General features: G+C 30.5%; 21 protein-coding genes, 1 tRNA gene and 1 other RNA gene. 10 read left to right on the top strand and 13 right to left on the bottom strand.

All coding sequences use genetic code 11. The features are described from left to right. The first annotated feature begins 26 nt into the window (after positions 1–26). Together Spiro2_RS01455 and Spiro2_RS01450 are read left to right on the top strand one after the other, a co-directional pair. Positions 27–890, top strand: a complete 864-nt coding sequence (locus Spiro2_RS01455; protein WP_338636567.1) for a tail fiber protein — start codon at positions 27–29, stop codon at positions 888–890. Positions 891–1,112: 222 nt separating this feature from the next. Further along, positions 1,113–2,303, top strand: a complete 1,191-nt coding sequence (locus tag Spiro2_RS01450) for a glycosyltransferase family 87 protein (protein ID WP_338636565.1) — start codon at positions 1,113–1,115, stop codon at positions 2,301–2,303. A 17-nt stretch (positions 2,304–2,320) separates the two neighbouring features. Here Spiro2_RS01450 and Spiro2_RS01445 read toward each other — a convergent pair whose 3' ends face one another. The 3 genes from Spiro2_RS01445 to Spiro2_RS01435 all read right to left on the bottom strand — a co-directional run bounded on the left by Spiro2_RS01445 (position 2,321) and on the right by Spiro2_RS01435 (position 5,823). Continuing rightward, entirely contained in the window at positions 2,321–3,118 is a 798-nt protein-coding gene (locus tag Spiro2_RS01445) for a hypothetical protein (protein WP_338636564.1), read from the bottom strand. Positions 3,119–3,573: 455 nt separating this feature from the next. After that, positions 3,574–5,094 (bottom strand): aldehyde dehydrogenase family protein, encoded by a 1,521-nt coding sequence (locus Spiro2_RS01440; protein WP_338636563.1) that lies wholly within the window; start codon positions 5,092–5,094, stop codon positions 3,574–3,576. 75 nt (positions 5,095–5,169) lie between these two features. Further along, positions 5,170–5,823 carry a helix-turn-helix transcriptional regulator gene (locus Spiro2_RS01435; RefSeq protein ID WP_338636562.1) on the bottom strand — a complete coding sequence of 218 codons (654 nt, stop codon included), beginning with the start codon at positions 5,821–5,823 and terminating at the stop codon, positions 5,170–5,172. A 344-nt stretch (positions 5,824–6,167) separates the two neighbouring features. Here Spiro2_RS01435 and Spiro2_RS01430 point away from each other — a divergent pair, with 344 nt between their 5' ends. Next, entirely contained in the window at positions 6,168–6,995 is an 828-nt protein-coding gene (locus Spiro2_RS01430; RefSeq protein WP_338636561.1) for a HAMP domain-containing sensor histidine kinase, read from the top strand. Positions 6,996–7,006: 11 nt separating this feature from the next. Continuing rightward, complete coding sequence (locus Spiro2_RS01425) at positions 7,007–7,429, top strand: hypothetical protein (protein ID WP_338636560.1); 423 nt, start codon at positions 7,007–7,009, stop codon at positions 7,427–7,429. Here the strand turns inward: Spiro2_RS01425 and Spiro2_RS01420 are convergent. Continuing rightward, entirely contained in the window at positions 7,397–8,608 is a 1,212-nt protein-coding gene (locus Spiro2_RS01420; RefSeq protein ID WP_338636558.1) for an MltA domain-containing protein, read from the bottom strand. The two genes, Spiro2_RS01425 and Spiro2_RS01420, sit on opposite strands and share 33 nt — an antisense overlap. Positions 8,609–8,778: 170 nt before the next feature. Here Spiro2_RS01420 and crcB point away from each other — a divergent pair, with 170 nt between their 5' ends. Next, entirely contained in the window at positions 8,779–9,153 is a 375-nt protein-coding gene (gene crcB, locus Spiro2_RS01415) for a fluoride efflux transporter CrcB (RefSeq protein ID WP_338636556.1), read from the top strand. Positions 9,154–9,157: 4 nt separating this feature from the next. Here crcB and Spiro2_RS01410 read toward each other — a convergent pair whose 3' ends face one another. Further along, positions 9,158–9,607: a macro domain-containing protein gene (locus tag Spiro2_RS01410; protein WP_338636555.1), complete on the bottom strand. Its 450-nt coding sequence runs from the start codon at positions 9,605–9,607 to the stop codon at positions 9,158–9,160. Next, entirely contained in the window at positions 9,604–10,056 is a 453-nt protein-coding gene (locus tag Spiro2_RS01405; protein ID WP_338636554.1) for a hypothetical protein, read from the bottom strand. The genes Spiro2_RS01410 and Spiro2_RS01405 overlap by 4 nt, the downstream gene beginning before the upstream one ends. Before the next feature lie 317 nt (positions 10,057–10,373). Here Spiro2_RS01405 and Spiro2_RS01400 point away from each other — a divergent pair, with 317 nt between their 5' ends. Both Spiro2_RS01400 and Spiro2_RS01395 read left to right on the top strand, forming a co-directional pair. Then, positions 10,374–10,847, top strand: a complete 474-nt coding sequence (locus Spiro2_RS01400; RefSeq protein ID WP_338636553.1) for a mobile mystery protein A — start codon at positions 10,374–10,376, stop codon at positions 10,845–10,847. After that, positions 10,844–11,431 carry a mobile mystery protein B gene (locus tag Spiro2_RS01395; protein WP_338636552.1) on the top strand — a complete coding sequence of 196 codons (588 nt, stop codon included), beginning with the start codon at positions 10,844–10,846 and terminating at the stop codon, positions 11,429–11,431. Before Spiro2_RS01400 ends, Spiro2_RS01395 begins: the two co-directional genes overlap by 4 nt. Before the next feature lie 121 nt (positions 11,432–11,552). Here Spiro2_RS01395 and Spiro2_RS01390 read toward each other — a convergent pair. The 4 genes from Spiro2_RS01390 to Spiro2_RS01375 form a co-directional block, all read right to left on the bottom strand. Further along, positions 11,553–11,629 (bottom strand) — tRNA-Met (locus Spiro2_RS01390). A gap of 75 nt (positions 11,630–11,704) precedes the next feature. Beyond that, positions 11,705–14,488 (bottom strand): DNA topoisomerase 3, encoded by a 2,784-nt coding sequence (locus Spiro2_RS01385; RefSeq protein WP_338636551.1) that lies wholly within the window; start codon positions 14,486–14,488, stop codon positions 11,705–11,707. Between the two features lie 31 nt (positions 14,489–14,519). Then, positions 14,520–15,131, bottom strand: coding sequence for a hypothetical protein (locus Spiro2_RS01380; RefSeq protein ID WP_338636550.1), 612 nt, complete (start codon positions 15,129–15,131; stop codon positions 14,520–14,522). Between the two features lie 28 nt (positions 15,132–15,159). Next, positions 15,160–15,960: an inositol monophosphatase family protein gene (locus Spiro2_RS01375; RefSeq protein ID WP_338636548.1), complete on the bottom strand. Its 801-nt coding sequence runs from the start codon at positions 15,958–15,960 to the stop codon at positions 15,160–15,162. Between the two features lie 104 nt (positions 15,961–16,064). On the opposite strand from Spiro2_RS01375, the gene Spiro2_RS01370 reads away from it, so the two are divergent. Continuing rightward, entirely contained in the window at positions 16,065–16,607 is a 543-nt protein-coding gene (locus Spiro2_RS01370; RefSeq protein WP_338636547.1) for a hypothetical protein, read from the top strand. Between the two features lie 75 nt (positions 16,608–16,682). Here the strand turns inward: Spiro2_RS01370 and Spiro2_RS01365 are convergent, their stop codons facing one another. Beyond that, the gene (locus Spiro2_RS01365) at positions 16,683–16,955 is read right to left on the bottom strand and encodes a hypothetical protein (protein WP_338636545.1); all 273 of its coding nucleotides are present in this window, start codon (positions 16,953–16,955) and stop codon (positions 16,683–16,685) included. A 644-nt stretch (positions 16,956–17,599) separates the two neighbouring features. On the opposite strand from Spiro2_RS01365, the gene ssrA reads away from it, so the two are divergent. Then, positions 17,600–17,962: a transfer-messenger RNA gene (gene ssrA / locus Spiro2_RS01360) on the top strand. A 217-nt stretch (positions 17,963–18,179) separates the two neighbouring features. Continuing rightward, positions 18,180–18,581: a DUF1398 family protein gene (locus tag Spiro2_RS01355; protein ID WP_338636544.1), complete on the top strand. Its 402-nt coding sequence runs from the start codon at positions 18,180–18,182 to the stop codon at positions 18,579–18,581. Positions 18,582–18,956: 375 nt separating this feature from the next. Here the strand turns inward: Spiro2_RS01355 and Spiro2_RS01350 are convergent, their stop codons facing one another. Further along, positions 18,957–20,273 carry a hypothetical protein gene (locus Spiro2_RS01350; protein ID WP_338636543.1) on the bottom strand — a complete coding sequence of 439 codons (1,317 nt, stop codon included), beginning with the start codon at positions 20,271–20,273 and terminating at the stop codon, positions 18,957–18,959. Next, positions 20,230–20,733, bottom strand: a complete 504-nt coding sequence (locus Spiro2_RS01345) for a hypothetical protein (RefSeq protein WP_338636542.1) — start codon at positions 20,731–20,733, stop codon at positions 20,230–20,232. Before Spiro2_RS01345 ends, Spiro2_RS01350 begins: the two co-directional genes overlap by 44 nt. Positions 20,734–21,154 lie beyond the last annotated feature (421 nt).

Below are 21,154 nucleotides of genomic sequence, written 5' to 3'. Positions count from 1 at the left end.
TTTAGTAACTTTTTAAAGGAAATTTTATGAGAAAAAAAATTGCATATTTAATTAGCACAGCATCCTTACTAAGTGTGCATGCGCACGCAAATGATCCTGTTAATTTGCAAGAATTTATGGCAATGCAAGATAAACTTAATAGCATTGTAACAGAAGTACATAGACTAGGCCAAAATCCATCTATTCCTACAGGAACCGTAGTGGCGTTTGCAGGCGATAAAAACAAAGTACCAGATGGCTGGCTACTGTGTGATGGCAGCGAAGTGTCACGTGAAATGTATGAAGAATTATTTGATACAATTGGTACCGCCCATGGCGTTGGAGATGGTAATGCAACATTTCGTTTGCCAGATTACAGAGGATTATTTTTACGCGGCGTAGCTGGAGAAAGAGCGCATATTATTGAGCCTTCTGCACCCAATCGTATGGCCATGAACATGGGTGGGAATACGGGTAACAATGTTGGCTCTATTCAAAATGACGCATTTAATAGCCATAGTCATGGCTCAGGAAGTTTATCGACTGGTGGGACAAATTTAAGTGTGAGCGGCGAAGCAACTCCCAATCAAAGAAATATTAGTACGTGGACTTCGACTGGTGGGAGCCATAGTCATAAATTTCAAGATTCTTTTTTTTCTGAAAGTCACGCAGGTGGTCAAGGAATGATTGGAAGCGGACGCACAGACTTTGACAACGCACCATATAAACTCCCAAGTGAAACAGAATCAGCAGGCTCCCACTCACACTCAGTGAGCTTCAGCTTACCCAACTACTCATTTAATTTTTCAAGGTATTTATCAGGCCTTTCAATTTCTGGTTCCACCTCTGCTGCAGGCGACAACGAAACCCGCCCTAAAAATGCTTATGTTAATTACATTATTAAAATCTAAAAACCAAAAAAATCATATTGTTATTATTTGATATCAAGATGATTTTTTTATTAGGCCAAAATAATTTATTTACACTCATAATTAAAAAACAATAATATTAATATTTTAATAATAATTTCAAAATAAATTGAAATTATTATTAAAATTATATACCTCTATACAGTTCTTTGAACCACTCGTTCACCCACCAATCAATAAAAGGTAAAAAAATTAGGCTCACTAATGAAAAAAGATACTTTCTCAAAATTTAATATTAAAAAAATGTTACTAATATACATTTTAGTTATTTTAATTATAAGTCTCATTAAAATTTTTGTAAGCGATAACTCTGCAAATAATTATTACATTTTTTTAAACTCTTTAAAACATATTCTGCTACAACAGAATTTGTACGTACATTACAATATCGAGTATTTTGATCTTTATAAGTATTCGCCACTCTTTCCATTAATTATGTTTCCTTTTTTATTATTTAACTTAAAAATTGGGGCAATACTTTGGAATTTATTTAATGCACTCATGTTATTTAAAAGCATAACCATGTTTAAAATTTCTGAGAGAAAAAAAGTTATTGTTCTTGCAATCATTCTTCCAGAAATTATTAACAATGCAAATAATTTTCAATCAAATGCACTCTTAGCTGCGCTTTTTGTTATGTGTTATCATTTATTAGAAAAAAATAAACTTTTTTTATTTTCAGCAGCGAGCTCATTTTTACTTGTATTTAAAATTTATGGTTTTTTTGTTGCGTACAACTTAATTTTTAAAAATGTTAAAACAATATTTAAATTCTTACTATATACTTCTTTCAGCTTAATTTTATTATCTTTATGCATTATATCTATTTCTAGTTACGATTATTTTATTAGCCAATTTTTATCTTATTTTCATTTATTAAAAATAGAAACCAGTAGCTATGGCATGTCTTTAATCGCAGTATCTAATAATTTTTTAAATTTAAATATTCACTCTATGTATTATCAAGTTTTTGGATTAATTTTATTTTCAATACTTATTTTTAAAAAAATTTACTTAAGCAATTTTAAAAATAATTTATTAGAACACGAAAAAATTGATCTTTTAATTCTTGGCCTTATTTTTATAGTGATATTTAACCAAAAAACAGAAAGTCCAACAATTATAATTGGAGCACTTGGGGTATCTATTTATTTGGCTTATTATAAAGAATATCAAATTTTTAAAAGTTGGGTATTTTGGCTTAAAATGCTTGTTACGTCTTTATCTTCTACAGACATAGTACCTAAAATAATTAAAATCAATTACCTTGAGCCGTACAATGTAAAAGTCATACCTTTAATTATATTTTTCTTTTACTTTTATTGTGTTGTTTTAAATAAAAATTATAAACAAATAGAATGTTATAATAATTTCAAAAAAATTAAAGCAGCTTAAATAATTAAAAAATCATTCTATTTATACTTATCAAGTATTTTTTTTGTAGCATTATTATCATTGTAAAACTCACTTACTTTCTCCCAAAAAACCAGTCGATTTTTTTCTGTGATCTTTGATTTTTTAGAAAATGGCATATAGTATGATTTTTTAACATAATATTTTTCGTGAATTTTAATTTCTGGTGAAATTTTTTGATATTGAACTAAATCAATAGGAAATACATAACTAGCTATAACAGAACCTTTTTTGTCTCGAAGTAGTTTTTTAATATTGTCATAGTAACTTCTTCCACCCTCAAGATTCTCTTTATAAATTTCTTTTAAATCATTTTCTATTGAAATGCCACTTGTAATTCTAACAGGAGTAGGTAAGTTATTTGAATTACCTAAGTATATAAATTTTTCTAGTACATGCGTGATTACAACATAACCAGAACAGGTTACTTTGTAATTTGAATAGCATGGCATCTCCTCTTCATGCCCAGATCCTGGTGGATAATCAAGGTATTTTGCACGTTCATCAGTATAAGACAATCTAATCATCGCATCCATGGTTCCTTTTTTAAGCATATCTAAGCATCGTAATAAAGGGATTAATGTTATGTTAACTTCCATTTTATTTTTTTTTAAAATTACTTTAGAAAATTCTTTCAAGATTTCAATATTTATTGAATCAGTTTTAGAAAATGAAAGTTCTTTACTTTTCCTAAAATCATCTGCGCAAATATTTATTTTTGTAATATTAGCAGTTGCATAAAAAGGGATTAAAAAAAGTAAAAATAATACATAAAATTTTAATATAATATGATTCATACAAAATATCCTCATATAACGATAATATTTAATTCAATAGTTAATAACCCTCTTTAAGGTTAAATAAATATTTCAAATTTTATAATTAATAATTACAATAAATTAATAATTTTTCTACCAATAAAATAACAGAACCAAATAATTACTGAAAAGATTAATACCGTCATTTTATTTTCTCGAATTCTCCCTTTTATTAAAATTAACAAACTTAGTAAAAATAAATTATTCTATTTATTTTTACTAAGTTTGTATTAGAAATAAAATTTTTATTACTTTTTATATATTCTGTATAAAAAAAATTGATATTTAAATAATTTGTAGATGAATAAAATGGAGATAAAAATAATATGCAACAAGAAAATATTTTTAATTTAATGCTGTCCACAAAAAATTCCTCATAAAATAATAATATAATTAGATTATGAGAAATAATATAAAGAAAAACTTTAACGTAATCAATAAAGACCCATTGGATTTTTATTAAAACTTACAATCACGTTTTTTGTATTTTGATAATGCTCTAGCATCATTTTATGATTTTCGCGACCAATTCCTGATTGCTTGTATCCACCAAAAGCGGCATGAGCAGGATAAAGATGGTAACAATTCGTCCACACGCGACCTGCTTTAATTTCTTTACCAAACCTATATGCCGTATCCATATTTCTAGTCCAAATACCCGCTCCCAATCCATAATTTGTGTCATTAGCAATCTGCATAGCATCTTCTTCACTTTTAAAAGTTGTTACAGAAACAACAGGGCCAAAAATTTCTTCTTGAAAAATTCGCATACTATTATGGCCTTTAAAAACAGTTGGCTCAATATAATAGCCTTCTGCCAAAGCTCCTTGCATTTTACTGCGACGCCCTCCGGTCAGTAACTTTGCTCCTTCGTGAATGCCAATATCGATGTAGGACATAATTCTTTCTGCTTGCTCTGCAGAAACCTGAGCACCAATCATAGTACTTGGATCGAGGGGATTGCCCTGCTTAATTTCTTTAACTTTTTTAATTGCCCTATTCATAAATTCATCAAAAATTGACTCGTGAACCAATGCACGAGAAGGGCATGTGCAAACCTCGCCTTGATTTAAAGCAAACATTACAAAACCTTCTATTGCCTTATCCAAAAAGGCATCATTTTTTTCTGCTACATCTTTAAAAAAGATGTTTGGTGATTTTCCGCCTAATTCTAGCGTTACAGGAATTAAGTTTTGTGCTGCATTTTGCATAATTAATTTGCCAGTGGAAGTTTCTCCAGTAAATGCAATTTTAGAAATTCGTTTACTTGTTGCCAACGCATGCCCAGCTTCTGGCCCGTAGCCATTGACAATATTTACAACACCTGCAGGCAATAAATCATGAATGAGCTCCATAAGTATCAAAATTGATGCGGGAGTTTGCTCTGCTGGTTTTAAAACCACACAATTTCCTGCTGCCAGTGCAGGGGCAATTTTCCATACTGCCATAAGGATTGGAAAGTTCCATGGAATGATTTGACCAACGACTCCTAAAGGCTCATGGTAATGATACGCAACTGTGTCTTGATCAACCTGAGAAATACTTCCTTCCTGCGCACGAATACAGCTTGCAAAGTAACGAAAATGATCGATTGCTAAAGGAATGTCTGCCGCTTGTGTTTCTCGAATAGGCTTGCCATTGTCAATAGTTTCGGCAACTGCAAGCAAATGACTATGACTCTCCATGCGATCCGCAATTTTCATAAGAATTTGTGATCGTTCAACCGCAGAAACTTTACCCCAAGCTTCTTTTACTCCATGTGCAGCATTTAATGCCATTTCAATATCATCGCTTGAAGATCTCGGAATTTCTGTAAAAACCTTACCAAAAATTGGACAAATGTTTTCGAAGTATTCATTTCGAGCTGGAGGCACCCAGTCGCCTCCAATATAGTTATGGTAACGACTCTTAAAAGGGTTTTTAATATCAAATTTTTCGAGCTCTCTATTTATCATTGCATTTCTCCTATTAGGTTAAATGGTAACGTAACTGAGGTCGTAAAAAATAGTCAAAAATAAAAAACAGAAGAACTAGTGATTTTTTACAAGTTCTTCTGTTTTTCTTTTATAAGAACGCTTATGCTTTTTACGGAGACGATTATAAATTTCGCTTTTATCTTCGAGATCAATAAAATCTTTTTTTGCTTTAGCCTCTAAAAGAACTAAGGTAAATAAATCTAAAAATTCGGAGTTTAAATGCGGCAACAAACTTAAAAATTTAATCAGTTTTGGAAAACGAGAATCATCTTCATGTTTACAAAATGCTTCAATGAATAGTCTACGATCTTCTCTATCTACTCTTGAAAAACAAGACAACAAAATTTGTTCGTTATTTGATAAATTACTAGAACGTAAATGAGGCGGCTCATTAATTAAGTAAGAAACAAAATCAGACACTTTTTTATCAGAAGTCAAATCAGCAAACTTTTTTATATAAAAGACAGAGTTTGAGATACGCTCTTCGTAACCATCTTCTACCCTTTTGTACTGTTGCTGAGAGTATCCTAGTTTTTTGCCCATTTGAGCCTGCGTAAGACGGTTCATGGCTCTAAAATTAATAAGAAAATGAGATAGCTGTTTTTTTACTTCTTCATGCAATTGAGTATTAGAATCTGGTTCAAATTCTAGTTCTGAATATTTTTTTAAATGCTCTTTAGGATTTTTAAAGTACTTTTTTTTAGCCAAGCATAGACTCCTTCTATGTGCAAACTTAAGACTTCTATAATTAAACCAAAAAATATTAATTGCAAACAAATTTAAAAATTTTTTAAATAATTTTTTTGTATTTATACATAACATCAACTCTATTAGATTACCAAAATATACTAAACTATCTTGATCCGATTTTTAAAAATATAAATTTTTTTTAAAAATGATTTATTTTATAAAAATGCTTTTTAATAAAAAACTATAATTGACAGAAAATTACAAAACATTTATTTACAACGTGATTACTAGCTCTGAGTTTCATTTAATAAATTCAGGTTAAAATTTTATATTCTCAATTTCAAGTATTAAGAGACAAGACTATGCAGTGTAATTTTTTTGAAAATATTTTTTATCGATACAATTTATATTTCTTACTCGCATTAATATTAGTTTTTATTATAATACTTTTATATAATTTAAAGATTTATAAAAAAATCATTTTAGAAAAAAATGATAAAAAATTGACTGAGATTGAGTTTTCTTTAAACGATCTTTCTAGCCATATTTCTCATGAGTTCAGAAAACCATTTAACCTATTAAAAATGTATTTAAATAAACCTGCAGCCGCAAAAAACCCTAATTTTGATATTGAGTCATACAATTCTATGGTTCTAAATAAACTCGATCAAACAGTAAAACATGTAGATGTTCTTTTAGAGAATTTTACTCAACTTGGAGTGAATGACGAATTGGATCATAAAATACTTGAAGTGAAACCCATTATAGAAAATCTACTCCACGAATTATCACACACTTCAAATATTCCAATCTATAAAATAAATACAAAATATAATCATACCTATAAATTTAAAGGAGATATTTTTAAAATAAACCAAGCAATTCGTAAAATATTATTATATAAATTCAAAAATTTAAATAATAATAATTTTTGGATTCGCACCAATAACACCATAATTGAAAACCAAAAATATATATCTATCTCAATTGGAGTCGATGAATTTTATGTTCCAATTACAGAGATTAACAAAATATTTAATGTATTTTATTGCAATAAAACAAAAGGAAATTCTAATTTAGACCTAGTTTTAAGTAAAAAAATTATTAATTCTCATTCAGGAGATTTAATCTGTCAAATAATACCAAATGAAGGCACAGAATTTATTATTAATTTACCAATTTATAAATAGGAAAACAAATAATGACCAACATAGCAATTATTGATGATGAAGAATTTTATTTAAGTCTTTTAAAATCATCACTTGAGTATAACTGCAATGTTTTTGTATATAAAGATCCAGATGAGTTTATTGATGAAAATATTAATAATTTTAATAAATTTGATTTTATTATTGTTGATATTGTATACGAAAGCAGAAATATAATGAGCATCGGATTTTCAAAATTACTGCGAAAAAATCATTTTAATAAAGAGATTATCTTATATTCAAACTATAAACAAAATACCATGACTTTAGAAAACCATCACTTTTATGATTTATTTTTAGAAAAAAGTAGAGGATACTCTATTGATGAAATTAAAACAAAGTTAACAAAAAATAGAATACATTGGAAACGACGTTTTCAAAAATTAGGGATCGAACCCATAATAGGAAATCAATGATTTATTACAATTATAACGTGGAGCTACTACGTAAAGCAATCCTTCCTGTTTAGAGACTCCCGCGATGTTTCCTGCAGTATCGCCTTCTCCCCAAAACACATCAATACGTGTAGGACCACGAATCGCTCCCCCAGTATCCTGCACAAATGCCAATTGAGAAAATTGTTGGTTATTGCTTTGCTCTGATGTTTTAGGCATTTCAAAATCAACAAGCATTAAACTTCCTGCTGGAAAAACTTTTTGATCAGCAGCCAAACTTCGTTCAGGAGTGAGTTTTACATTTATATTACCAAACGGACCATCATTTTCTAAATTAAAAAATACAAAAGATTTGTTAGTGTTTAAAATTCTACTTTGCTCTTCTGGATTTTCTTTGAGCCAACGTTTTATTGATTGCATAGACACTTCATTTTTTTTAAGCCTTCCTTCATTAAATAAAGCAGCTCCTATTGGATAATATTCTCGCCAATTTTGCCCGGAATATCTTATAAATTTTTTGCTATTATCAGGAAATGTTAATAATCCAGACCCTTGAATCTCAATAAAAAATAAATCAACTTTATCTTGTAGCCAAGCTATTTCTAGTCCTTTATCATGTAGCACTTTGTCATCAACAATTTCTTCGCGACTCCAGTAAGGCAATAGTCGATTTTTTTCTATACGGCCTCTGATAAATTTATCTTTTAATTCTGAATTAAAATCTTCTAAATTTACAAATACCATATCTTTAGGCATTTTATAAACAGGGACTTGAAACTTATCACTAGGTGTTAAACTCGCATGTACATAAGGTATATAATATCCTGTAAATATAATTGGCTTTTCTGAAGTGATTTTTACTTTAAAAAGATTAAAATTATTTTCTAAGCTAGTTTTAATTGTTAAATTATTATTAAGATCATTTAAAAAATTTTTACTAGAACAAATATAATCTTTTACATAAAAATAAAAATCTTGATACTTTAATACAGAATCCGGCCTTTTTTTGTTAAGCCATTTTAAATTATCTTCAACTGATTTTTTTAATGAAACTTTATCATTATTTTGTTCAATTGAATTAATAGAACTCCAAGGAACTTTAATATAAGAATATTTTTCTGCTTCAGGTCCAACAGTTTTACATGAATATAAAACTAACTGAAAAATAAATCCAAAAAATATAATAAAATAAATTTTCATAAAATACTCAGTTCAAAAAATTTAAATAAAACCAAAAAATTTTGAAAAACTCTCAAAAGATACATTTTACATATTTTTTTATAATTTTGCAATAACTCTATTTTACAATTTGAAATTTTAATTATTATTTGTATAATTTCAATTAATTTATGAGACTAAGGAGACTTTTAATGGAATTATTTTATGTACTTGCATTTGGTTTATTTGGAATTTTATTTAGATATATCATTTCTCAGCAATTTCATAATATTTTTAAATTCAATTTTCCTTTAGATATTTTTTTTATTAATTTATTAGGCTCTATTTTTATAGGACTTTTTTATGTAATTAGTAGTGAAAAGTTTTTATTATCAAATAATATTAAAATTGGTGTTATGGTCGGTTTTTTAGGCGGTTTTACTACTTTTTCTTCTTATTGTTTAGATGCAGTCAAATTATTTGAAAATCAACATTATTTTCAAAGTATTCTCTACATAATTTTAAGCCCTATTATAGGAATTTCACTTACTTATTTAAGCATATTTATTGCTAGAAAATTTGTATAATTTTCTAGCAATTTTCAAAAAACAAAACAGCTTTTAAAGTATTTTTTTCTATTTTTGAAGCAGATCTTTCTAATTCTGCTTCAAACCAACGCTGTGGAACATTCTCAATAATAGGCATTGCAATATTTAATATTTTGTTTTCAGCGCAATGAGAAATGAGCGACTCAATTGTTATTCTCATTGTTTCTTGCTGTAAGCGTTCTTGCCAATTTTTTCTAATTGTCATTGTAATAATATGACCTGTACCAAATAGTGAATTTATAGGATAATAATATGTACAATATGGTAAAAGTTTTTTTCTTACACAAGCGCGCACATATTCTCTATAATAATCTGGCCATATTTTTTTTATTTTTTTTGACAGAGGATCGTGACTAATACCAATACAATTTACCGGGTGAGCAATGGCTTCGGGGTACAAATCAAAAACATTCTCCACATTTTTATAAATCATGTTTTATCGCCTTTTGCGCGCATTGCAATAAAATTAAGCAATAGCGAAAGAAACGAAATGCCCACACCAAGCCATAACCCATACCCAATATGAATTTCTTTTGCCGATAATGAAACAACCCCAAACATTTCTACTGGCAAACTATTTGCTATTGTAGTTTGATAAGCAATTCTTACAATTTCATACAAATAAATTGAAAAAATAACGCCCGAAAACATAAGAGCTAAAATTAAAAAAAACTTTTTCATAGTTGTAGTTTTAAAAAGTAAAAAAGAAATAAGCAAAAGGCCAATAGAAGCAATCGCAATAATATACGTTGAGCGAATAGCTATGTCTATACCAGTTTTTGACCCAACACCATAAGACATCCATGGCAGTAAAGGAGAAAATAAAGAAACCATTGCAAAGACGTTGAGCAAGTAAAACTTAACCCGACTCGGTTTTTGCATAACTCCTCCTGGATTGTAATTTAATGAAAACAACTCATGAACCCCTATACGCACCAAATCTCATAGCAAGTCTAGCTTTTTTTGCAAAGAAATAAAACAATTGCAAAATATTAGGAATGTCGACATTTATAATTAGAAAAGCATCGTTCCAACTTAAGCACATGATTATATAAGAGATTACAAAAACCACGCTAAAAAAAATAAACCTATAGGTTTATTTTTTTCTTGAAAATATAAACCTATAGGTTTATTATTTAATTAAATAGTAAACCTATAGGTTTATTATTTTTGCAAAAAATTAACCTATAGGTTTATATATGGAAAGATTTACATCCAGTTTAACTCAAAGACATATAGACAAGTTATTAAAAATACTTAAAAAAAACTCGAAGTTACTTATTGTCCCCCAAAGTGGATGGATTAAAGTCATTAGAGAGGCGCTGTTCATGAACTCTGCTCAATTATCCAAAAGGCTTGATATCTCTCCATCAGCCGTTCGTAAAATGGAACAAAATGAACAAGATGGAAAAATAACCCTCGAAACTCTTAAAAAAGCCGCGGAACAATTAGACTGCCATATTGTTTACTTCTTTGTTCCGAAGGCTGGTTCTTTAAAAAACACAATCAAAAAACAAGCTACGAAATATGCAAAAGAAATACTTGATAGCGTGTCTCACTCAATGAATTTAGAGGATCAAGCAATTAGTGAAGAAGAGAAAAAAAGGCAACTAGAAGAGCTAATTGAAGAAATACTTTTTAAAAAGCGTGGAAAAATTTGGGATAAGTTATGAATGAATTTAATAAAAACCTTCCTTATGGAGCAACACCAATCGATCGAAATGAATCCAAGCAACTCATCCCTCAACACCTACAAAATCTGTCAGAACTTAATGAATTTGAGCAAAAAAATATTTTAAAAGCACAAATATGGCTTATTTCTTGTAAGAAAAAAGATTTTTTAACTGACACCTTTTTATTGAAACTTCATAAAAAAATGTTTGATGAAGTGTGGAAATGGGCCGGAAAATATAGGCTTTCCAATAAAAATATAGGTGGCGAATGGCAAAATGTGCCATTAGAGGTAAAAAAGCTATTGGATAACGTTAGGTACTGGCAGGATAACAATATTTATCCAATTGATGAAATTGCGGTTAGACTTCATCATAAGCTCGTTTTTATTCACCCTTTTTCGAATGGCAATGGACGTCATGCAAGGCTTTACTGCGATACCTTTTTAAAACTCAATTCTCAAACGCCATTTACTTGGGGCAAAATGAGTTACACAAGTCAATCAACAAGAAAAGAATATATCGAAGCGTTAAGATGCGCAGATAACAAAGACTACACAAAATTATTAAAATTTGTGAAGAGTTAAAAGATACATACTATCAACCAACTTTTCCCAAAAAACTATAAAACTTAGCATCTTTTTTTTATTTAAATTTACAAAATTAAGATATGTAGTGAAATTGTATACAACGAAAGGACTTAAAAAATGGTGACAAGGAGTGGACTTGAACCACCGACCTGAGGATTATGAGACCTCCGCTCTAACCACCTGAGCTACCCTGCCACAATCGTGAAACAAGCAAATAGTATGATACTTTAGAAAAGTCAAGCATACCTCAATGTATTTCGCAAAAACACTTTACGAAGATGAGGTAACTCCTTCGTCAGTGAGGGCTTCTTTTTTCTTTGATTTTTTTACGACTTTAGCCTTATTACCCGACTTTTTAGCAGTTTTTTTAGGGGTTGCGGAGGCATCTTCGCCAAGCAAAGCTTTACGAGACACAAACTTAAATTCAAAATTTCCGTTATCTTTAAGGTGTAATGCTGCAGCAAAAGGCCTTCCTTTTTTTGACTTAAAATCAGCAATTGGAGGGGTTGAGCCAGTTAAGAGAAAAAGTTTATAATCTTCAACACTCATTTCTCGTCCACAAAGCACCCGTGGCATTCTTGAAATAATACGTTTTACTTTTTTTGGTTTTACAGCCTTTTTCTTGGTTTGCTCGCTTTCTGCATCAATACCATTTTCAAGCTTTTTTTTGCGTGTGCGTTTAGGCTTTGCATCTTCAGAGTTTTGAGTCTGTTCTTGAGCTGCAGCTGAACCAAATTCACACATGTAAAAGGTTTCAGTCACTTTAACGAGTCCAGGAAGTTTTAAAAAAGTTTCTGGTAAAACTTCTTGGTGCAAGACAACCACATCAAGCCCAGAGGCAGACTCTTTCGGTGTTCCATCTGGCTCACAAAAAATAATTCCTTTTGTAGAAGAAATGGTTAAAAATTCACTAAAGTGAGAGGTGCCATTAGAGTTGCTAAATTCAAATGGACCGACAATTTTTTTAGAAAGAACTTCTTCGACTACGCTTCTATCAATATAACGTTGACTTTTTTCTTTCCAAATAATGTAACTGCATTCTCCTTCTTTTTTTTCTTTGCTATTGCCAGAACGTTCACATTTATAACCCCAAAATCCTTCGTACACTTTGCCTTTTTGACAAAGCGGGCAAATACCTAACGGACTATCATTTTTATAAATCGCATCATATTCAAAATTTCGCGCCTTATCTACAATAGTTGACGTAAAATCAAACATATTTTGCATAAATTCAGAACGTTTTTTTAAGCCTTTTTCCATTCTGCGCAAGTCGAATTCGATTTCACCTGTTAAATCTACTTTTGATAAAATATCGACAGGAATACGGCTTAACACATCAACCAACCGTATCCCTTTTGAAGTTGCTCTTAAGCTTTTGCCATAACGGCTTACATATTCTTTTGCTATGAGGTTTTCTATAATTTCGGCGCGCGTTGCAGGAGTGCCAATACCTTTATCTTTTAAAACTTCGGCAAGCTCTTCATCAACCACTGATTTTCCGCAATGCTCCATCAGAGACAATAGCTTAGCTTCTGTAAAACGAGCAGGAGGCTTGGTTGCATTGGTTTGCGAAATAATATCTTCAGCAACCACACTTGTTACGGCCTCGGGATTTTTTTCGTTAAGTTTAGGAAGTTTGCTTTCTTCTTCGGAATCGAGTCCATAAACCTCACGCCAACCAGGTTCTTGGAGATCTTGCACGCGAGTTCTAAAATGCAACGAGCCAACTTTTGTTATACGCTCAACTTTTGCCCACACAGCATGTGGCATAAATGCAGCTAAAAATCTTTTCAGTACAAGACTGTAAATACGAGCATCATCTCCATCGAGTTTTTCGGATGGCAATTGACCAGTAGGAATGATTGCAAAGTGATCAGAAACATATTTGTTGTTAAAAATACGTTCTTTATTAAGCAATCCTGACTTTAATATTTTTTTACATGCAGAGGTGAATTCTGTAGGAATTGCTGCATATTCTTTAATAACATCTTTAACATTATTAACATAATCTTCTGGTAAGTAACGAGAATCGGTACGAGGATAGGTTAACAATTTATATTTTTCATAAAGACGCTGCGCTGCTTGCAGCGTGCGAGAAGCAGACATCCCTAATTTTCGATTGGCCTCTCTTTGTAATAGCGTTAAATCAAACAATTGTGGTGCAATTTCTTTTGATTCTTTTCTAACTTCTGACGCATTAGACTGACCTTTAAATTTATCAAACTCTTTTAATAATTCGTTAAGCCGTTGCTCAGAAAAAATACGATCTTCTTTTTCGTGCGAAATGGTTTCATCATCATCAGTGTGTGCATTTTTCTTAAAATTTTGATCAAACCAGACTCCAGAATACTCATGCGACGATGTTGAAAAACGCCCTTCTAAAGTAAAAAAAGGTTCGGGACGATGTTTTAAATGATCGAGTTCTCTTTTTGCAATAAGCGCAAGTGTTGGAGTTTGCACTCGCCCAACAGACCACACTCCTTTGGTATTTCTTGTTTTTAACCTCTTCGTAACAGCCCTTGTTGCGTTCATGCCAATAAGCCAGTCGCTCTCTGCACGGCAGCGCGCGGCATCACCAAGATTATCGTAATCGTTTCCTGGCTTTGCATTAACAAAACCCCTACGAATGGAGTCGGGGGTTAAACTTTGTAGCCACAATCTTTTGCACGGTTTAGACTGTTGACAGTAATCATAAATTTCTCTGAAAATCAGTTCGCCTTCTCGCCCAGCATCACACGCATTAATAATGCCAAAGACATCTGCTTTTTTTGCTAAACTTTTTATTTGATTTAACCGTTCTGTTTGACCTTTTTTAGGTTTATATTGAAACTCTGATGGCAATATTGGCAAATCTTGCAACAGCCATCTTTTGTATTTAGGATCAAGCTCTTCGGGCTCAAGTAACTCGAGCAAATGCCCCACAGCCCAGGTGATATAATACTTAGGTGACTCGTAGTAATCGCCTTTTTTATCAAATCCACCTAATGCTTTTGCAAGGTCTGCTGCAACAGATGGTTTTTCTGTAATGACGAGCCACTTTGAAGCTTTATCCATATCTCACCTTATAATTTGTAACTCTAGAAATTTATCTAGAGTTCTTTTGCTGTAAAATGCTTTGACCTAAATCTACTATATCTGAATAGCTAGATTTTGTGAGGCTCAATGCAGTTGTTGTTAACGCAGACTCATAATCTACTTTCGGTACTGTAAGCAAAACCCATATTACATAAAATCGTTCTGAGCCATTATCTGCATCTCTTTCGTGATACTCCCAGTAGACCTCGCGCGGTAGAGCTGGCTGAATTTTTAACGAGCTCCTATTTCTATCTACCGCCAGAGCCAGCTCATTAAAGAGCGAGTCTTGTTCTTTATACGTACTTAGAGAAGAGGGAGAAAGTTTTTTGGACAAAGTTTTTTCAATTTTATCCATAACCAAAAGACGGGTTTGCAACATTGCTGCAGCTTGAGCCTGTTTGATACCCAAATTTAAATTATACACATTTGTTTTTTTATAAATCAGATAGACAAATTGCTTATCATAAAACTCAATATTTTGATTTTGCTGTAACCAATCAGGAAGGGCTTTTTGACTTCTTTCAAGAATAATATTATGGTGCGTAAGTCCAATACAACCCTGCACACTGAAAATTAGAATTAAAATCATTGTAACAAAACAATAATGAAATTCTTTTTTCATGGCAAGATCTCCTTGAAAACCAAATATACTAAGCAGAGCGCAATGCAAGCTCAAGCACATCTTTACAATGCAAAGGTAAACCGTCTTTGTTTAAAGGATAGCAAATGCTGGTTCCCTTTTGTAAATCTTTATTGCCGCTCCAGTCATGAATTGCATATCCGGCTTCTGGCATAATGACATGAAATGGTGCAACATCCCAAATTTCAACCTTAGGATCAATAAATGCACGCGCAGAGCCTTGCAAAAGCATATAGTAACCAAGAGCATCAGGGTAAGTTCTGGCTTTAAATCCAGCCCCATACAATGTTTTAATCAGATCATCTTTTTGTTGTAAATAAAATCTATAGGGATCTGCCGTTGCAACAATTTCAATATTTGGACTCCCGACTAAACGACTTCTTTCATATTTTTTATCATTAATAGACACACCCCCGCCACGCATCGCACTCATAGTGATGTTCATTGCAGGCAAAGAGGCAATGCCAATAATTGGAGTATTTCCTTTTAATACCGCAATTAAAGATGAATAAAAAGGAACGTTATGCACAAAACTAAAAGTTCCATCAATAGGATCTAAAATCCATGTAAAAGCATCAGGATTTGCATCAATTGCGCCTCCGTTTTCTTCTCCTAAAATAGAATGATTTGGAAAATTTTTTAAAATAATTTCACGTAATTTATCTTCTATTTTTTTATCTGCTTCAGTAACCCAAGATTTATCATTTTTAAGAGACTGGGAGTCAACCCCATGTTTAAATTCTAGACACATTTGCGCAGCAAGTGCAGAACACTTTTTTGCTACTTGAAAAATTTCGTCGACAAGACTCATAAAATAAAATCCTTTCCAATCACGTTGCACGCAATCTGAGCAAGTATTAGAGTAAATCTATAAAAAATGCAAAATTGCATTTTCTTAAAGGAGCTTGTTAAACTATGTTCAGTGAGTCTACCCATGATCAACTCAGATTTTTACAAACAAATAGAAACTTTTTAGGAAAAGAATTTTTAACCTGGCTTTGGTTTAAAAGTGAAACCCAAAATCACAAACTAAATATAGGAAAGTTTGGAACGTTTCATCTATATATTGATGACAAAATAGTATTAAGCAGCACAAGTGGCTCGGTCAGAGAAAACTGTTTAAAAGGAGGCACTCCAGCTTATGCCCATGAGGCCGGGAGTGCATTAGAAACAGGTAAATTGGTTCATGAAGCAAAATTTATTTTGCAAAATGCAGATAAACAGTGGACTTTTACATTATCTGGCGAAAATTTAACTTTGCGCACAGTTCGACTCCCTGCAATGTCTGAAACAGATTCTACTGTCCATATTGCGCAACGCATAGAAAGTGCAAATATGCTCACAAATGTGATTGATGAGTTATTCAAAACTTTTATTGATTTAAGAGTTTCTGAAAAATTTGCCGAAGAGTTAACACAAATAAGAAATTGGATAGAAAATAAAGTGACAATAGATTAAAAATTTTTGCATAAAAAAACCCCTTTCTTAAAATTAAGAAAGGGGTTTAAAAATAAAATTCAGATTGAGAATATATTATTTTGCAACAGGCGCCTGTGCTGGAGCCGCTGCTGTATCAGCTGGCATTGCTGCATCTGCCGGAGCGTGCGCCGCATCGGCTGGTGCAGGAGCTTCTGTAGGTGGAGCTGGCATTGCTGCAGAAGCATCAGCAGGAGCTGAAGGCATTGCTGCATCAGCTGCTGGTGCTGCGCCATCAGCAGGAGCATCAGTTTTAGAACCGCAAGTACCTGTACAACCAGAAAGTAAAATAGCAGATAATGCAACAAGAGGAACTACTTTTAAAGTCATGATATATTCTCCATGTTCAAAAAAAACAAAATTTAAAGTCGCTACAAACTCCAGTTTATTAAATAACCTAATTAGAGTTTTTAGCCAACTTGGTAACTATAACGAAATTTAGGGCAGTAAGTAAATAGTCAAGAGCGCTTTTTTATGTGAATAAGAGCACATTACAAGTTTTAATATTTGATATATAGAAAGAACATTAAATTTTTTATAAAAACCCTTATTAAATCTTAATAACTAGAAAAAATAGATCTACTTTTATAAAATAAATCTATTAATGTTCATAATTTTATGAGTCAAAAATCTGAACACATTTTTACCCTATAAATAATTGACAATTTATTTTTAATAATATTTTTATTTTTCACTAAAAACATCAACCTTAAAAAATATCAAAAGTTATTTTAATTAAGAAATTTAGAATATAAGTTAGAATTTTTTATTGCAAAATTTTAAAAATTTAAAGAAGCAAAATTAATAAAGTTATTTGATAATAAAATTATTATTGTTAACATCAATAATGATCTAATTTTATTTAATTAATTTATATAAAAAACAAATTGACTTAAAGCTATTTTTAAAATAACATACACCACATGTCCTTCGATATAAGGCTAAACCTTATACCTTAGTACCCTTACATTTTTGGGGGTGAACTGGTTTCGACGGAGAGAGTTGCGCAAAAGGAGCATGCAGGGGTTGGTTACAGTGCCTCTTTAAAACGCTGTAGCAGCCAGAAGTGGCAAAAACACTAAACTCGCTCTCGCTGCCTAATTAAGCACAGAGCCGGTGATTTGGGTGCGGCAGCACGTGCAGTCAAATTCGCCGTTAATTTACGTGCGGGTACTCGCAAACTTCTGTTCGTAGTTTCGCTTACCTATTAATCGAACTGGCCTGAGTAGTAGGTTGTCTTTCCCCAGCTCTTAGGCGAGAACCCATGAAAGAAGAAGCATGTGGCGCCAATTGTTATACCTATCCGGACCCGGGTTCGATCCCCGGCACCTCCACCAATCTTAACTTAAGTACTAAAAAATTACTCAAATTCGTTATATTGCGAATTTGAGTAATTTTTTATGCTCAAACGAATTCGAAAAGTTTTACTTATAGCTGCTTATAGTTATTGTATTTAAACAAAACAAGGTCGCATTCTTGATCCTTTAAGGGCGAACGGTTCGCTACATAAGGCTTTGAAATTTTAAAACTTGAATAAAAATTAGAGACAAATAAATGAACAATAAACTAAAAATAGTGGCTCAAAAATGCTTAGATGGCGCTTATAACAACAAAATGAGTTTTCCCGAAATCTTGAAAATTCTTAATGAAAATGGTTTCGAAAGTTATCGGGTTGACTATTTACAACATTGTGTTTCGTACTATTTAACAAATGGCAATGGTATTGACTTGCCACTTCCCAAGCATGAAGCATCTGTTGCCAAAATTTTTGATACCACAGCTCTACAATCCGCTATTAAAGAAGCACAACAACAACTTGAAGGCTACACATACAAAAGCTTTTGTGAAAAAGTCATGAATGCGGGTTGCGCTGGCTACATTGTATCATTTCTAGGCAAGCGCGTACTGTACTTTGGACGTACCGCAGAAACACATATAGAGCTTTTCCCACAATAACACTAAAGTTTTGAATTTATTTTTTATTATTGTTTAAATTCAAATGGTTTATAGCCATTTTTTATTCCTATCATGATATCTACTATAGTAAGCAATTCTTTAGAAAATAGCTCTGTATATCTCAACTCTTCCACCATGAAATAATATTTTTTAAGTGTTTGCATTCAAATATAAAAAAATCAGACCCACGAGCATAAAAACACTCCGCATCAAAAAAACGTACTTTTACATCTTTTGAATATTATTCTATTAATAGAATAATATATTTTTCATTAAATGTGTTTCTTTCTTCTCTGGTTTTTGCAAGCCACTGACTATTGCATTTGATTGTCATTATAATTGAATATTTTATTATACTCTCATTTTAACCCTGAATTACTTATTTTTTGTTATAATAAATAACATAATTTCTTGCTCTTCTTCTAAAAGAGTTTGATATAAATTTCGTAATATTGAAAATTCTTTTTTTTCTTTAGAAATTGATTTTTCATAATTTTCATCGAATTTTTTTGAAATTAATTCCTTAATTTGTTCAATAATAATTAATCTTTGCAACAAATAAAAATTAGCCACGTATTCGTAATTTTCTAATAGGTGAAAAATTTTATTAAAGCAAATAGGAGTCATATTTAACTGGAATTTTATATTTAATGAAAAACAATTTTTAATATACAAATCTAAAAATTGCTTTTTTGTATATAACTTCTTTTTTGGAGCTCTATAAGAATTAATATAAATAAAACCACTATGTTTTTTTAGAATATTTTTCAAAATCTCCCGAGAAATTTTAGCAACCTCTTTTGGTAACCATGAATACAATCGAAATTTACTGCTTTCAGAATAATATTCTCTAACAGATGGAAATAAAGCTGTTTTAACAGACCAAGCACAATTTGTTGTTAAAATATCAAAACCTGTATTACTAATTATTTCCATCCACTTTGCAACAATAATGTTTTCATCTGCACCATAGCCATCACATATTTTAGAAGGCAACGTGACTATTTCAGAGGGGGGAATACCTGCAAATTCATTAAATATTTCAATTTTAGCTTCAACATTTTTTAAATTTTCTAATAAATTTTTTGCATACACTATTTTTTCTTGTAAAATTTTAACAGCATTTGGATCAGTGCATAAAAATAATTTTTTTTCTAAATTTTTTAAAAATTTACTCAAATCGTTTTTTATACTAGTTGCATATCCCACATTATTTTTTAAAAAATTTGATAATATTTTTTTATTTATTTTTTGACTTTCATCATAAAAATCAAATAAAGTTTTTCTAAAATTCGTAGTTTTTATTTTAAATAAAAAGCTAAAAGCACTTTTATAAGTATTTAAACTTTTAGCACTAATAATAACTCCACTTAATTTACCATTTATGACTTCAAAATATTTTATACCTTCAGATCTTCTTATTAAATCACTATTTTTACCCTCGCATTCATGATTTGGGCAATTTATTTCACGCAAATTATTAGGATTTATATCATAAAACAGGTTTGTAATATCAACATTTTTTGCATTTATCTCAGAGTCTTGATAAAATGATTTAAAACATGGTTTGTAATATTCTGTTTCACCATTTTCTATAAAATTTGTTAATTTGCTTAAGACGCTGCTCCCAGGAGAATGACGATTTATATCATTTTTTTTCCATTTCTGATGAATTTGATTTTGGAAAAACACTAAAATACATATGGTAAACCGTCTCATTTCCTATTTGTGACGTATAAAAAATTATTTTTTTATCGAAAATTTTTTGATACTTTATAAGATTTAAATAGGCAAATATTGTTGAAAAAGAAATATTTTTAAGCGCCGCCCTAATTAATCCTGAATTCTTATTTTGGCAATATTCTTCAACACATTCTTCTAAATCATTAATTCTATGTTGAATTTTTTCATTTTCTGACAAATTTTTTGAAATAAATCTATCAATATCTTGAGGTTGATTTGTATAATTTTCAATTATTTTATTTGCCTCTATATATTCTTTACAACTATTAATATAATTTTTTTTAATAGTTTCAATTTCTCTATAATTTCCAGTAATTTCTAAAGAACAATGCCCAGGTGTTTTGTTATTACAAAGATAATCTAAATTTTTTTTAATATGATAATTCCAAGAAAACACAGTAACAGACATTTTTATCATCCAATAAATACATAATACAATAAAACAAATATAGAATATAAATGTGTTCAATTTTTTTGTCTAATATAATAAAATTTAATTAATAAAATATATGATATCTTATTAATTATCATATATTTTATTAAATTTAAAAATAAATTAAAAATTACCTATAAAGTTGGTTAAGAGTTATGAAGATTGAAGATGAGCAAAAAAAACTAAATTTCTCATGTCTAAAAAATACGTTGAAGCTTTAAACGAATCCAATTTCTAAAATTATAGCAAACATTGGTTTTAGTGTTTTAAGATGAAATTACGTTGTTTTGAAGGACATTGATTTGTTCACTCTTTTTTAATTTTAAAGTAAGAATAATCCTGAAAAATGTAATCTCAAATATTCAAAACTTAACTTTACCTTGCATTTTGAATGTAA

The sequence above is a fragment of the Spirobacillus cienkowskii genome, from assembly GCF_037081835.1.
Taxonomy (GTDB): domain Bacteria; phylum Bdellovibrionota_B; class Oligoflexia; order Silvanigrellales; family Silvanigrellaceae; genus Silvanigrella; species Silvanigrella cienkowskii.
This window is presented reverse-complemented; position numbering and strand designations above follow the sequence as displayed.

What these genes read in the sequence shown, in the direction of transcription:
- Spiro2_RS01455 (WP_338636567.1), top strand. Translation starts at nt 27, where the DNA reads ATGAGAAAAAAAATTGCATATTTAATTAGCACAGCATCCTTACTAAGT.
- Spiro2_RS01450 (WP_338636565.1), top strand. Translation starts at nt 1,113, where the DNA reads ATGAAAAAAGATACTTTCTCAAAATTTAATATTAAAAAAATGTTACTA.
- Spiro2_RS01445 (WP_338636564.1), bottom strand. Translation starts at nt 3,118, where the DNA reads ATGAATCATATTATATTAAAATTTTATGTATTATTTTTACTTTTTTTA.
- Spiro2_RS01440 (WP_338636563.1), bottom strand. Translation starts at nt 5,094, where the DNA reads ATGATAAATAGAGAGCTCGAAAAATTTGATATTAAAAACCCTTTTAAG.
- Spiro2_RS01430 (WP_338636561.1), top strand. Translation starts at nt 6,168, where the DNA reads ATGCAGTGTAATTTTTTTGAAAATATTTTTTATCGATACAATTTATAT.
- Spiro2_RS01425 (WP_338636560.1), top strand. Translation starts at nt 7,007, where the DNA reads ATGACCAACATAGCAATTATTGATGATGAAGAATTTTATTTAAGTCTT.
- Spiro2_RS01420 (WP_338636558.1), bottom strand. Translation starts at nt 8,608, where the DNA reads ATGAAAATTTATTTTATTATATTTTTTGGATTTATTTTTCAGTTAGTT.
- crcB (WP_338636556.1), top strand. Translation starts at nt 8,779, where the DNA reads ATGGAATTATTTTATGTACTTGCATTTGGTTTATTTGGAATTTTATTT.
- Spiro2_RS01410 (WP_338636555.1), bottom strand. Translation starts at nt 9,607, where the DNA reads ATGATTTATAAAAATGTGGAGAATGTTTTTGATTTGTACCCCGAAGCC.
- Spiro2_RS01405 (WP_338636554.1), bottom strand. Translation starts at nt 10,056, where the DNA reads ATGCAAAAACCGAGTCGGGTTAAGTTTTACTTGCTCAACGTCTTTGCA.
- Spiro2_RS01400 (WP_338636553.1), top strand. Translation starts at nt 10,374, where the DNA reads ATGGAAAGATTTACATCCAGTTTAACTCAAAGACATATAGACAAGTTA.
- Spiro2_RS01395 (WP_338636552.1), top strand. Translation starts at nt 10,844, where the DNA reads ATGAATGAATTTAATAAAAACCTTCCTTATGGAGCAACACCAATCGAT.
- Spiro2_RS01385 (WP_338636551.1), bottom strand. Translation starts at nt 14,488, where the DNA reads ATGGATAAAGCTTCAAAGTGGCTCGTCATTACAGAAAAACCATCTGTT.
- Spiro2_RS01380 (WP_338636550.1), bottom strand. Translation starts at nt 15,131, where the DNA reads ATGAAAAAAGAATTTCATTATTGTTTTGTTACAATGATTTTAATTCTA.
- Spiro2_RS01375 (WP_338636548.1), bottom strand. Translation starts at nt 15,960, where the DNA reads ATGAGTCTTGTCGACGAAATTTTTCAAGTAGCAAAAAAGTGTTCTGCA.
- Spiro2_RS01370 (WP_338636547.1), top strand. Translation starts at nt 16,065, where the DNA reads ATGTTCAGTGAGTCTACCCATGATCAACTCAGATTTTTACAAACAAAT.
- Spiro2_RS01365 (WP_338636545.1), bottom strand. Translation starts at nt 16,955, where the DNA reads ATGACTTTAAAAGTAGTTCCTCTTGTTGCATTATCTGCTATTTTACTT.
- Spiro2_RS01355 (WP_338636544.1), top strand. Translation starts at nt 18,180, where the DNA reads ATGAACAATAAACTAAAAATAGTGGCTCAAAAATGCTTAGATGGCGCT.
- Spiro2_RS01345 (WP_338636542.1), bottom strand. Translation starts at nt 20,733, where the DNA reads ATGTCTGTTACTGTGTTTTCTTGGAATTATCATATTAAAAAAAATTTA.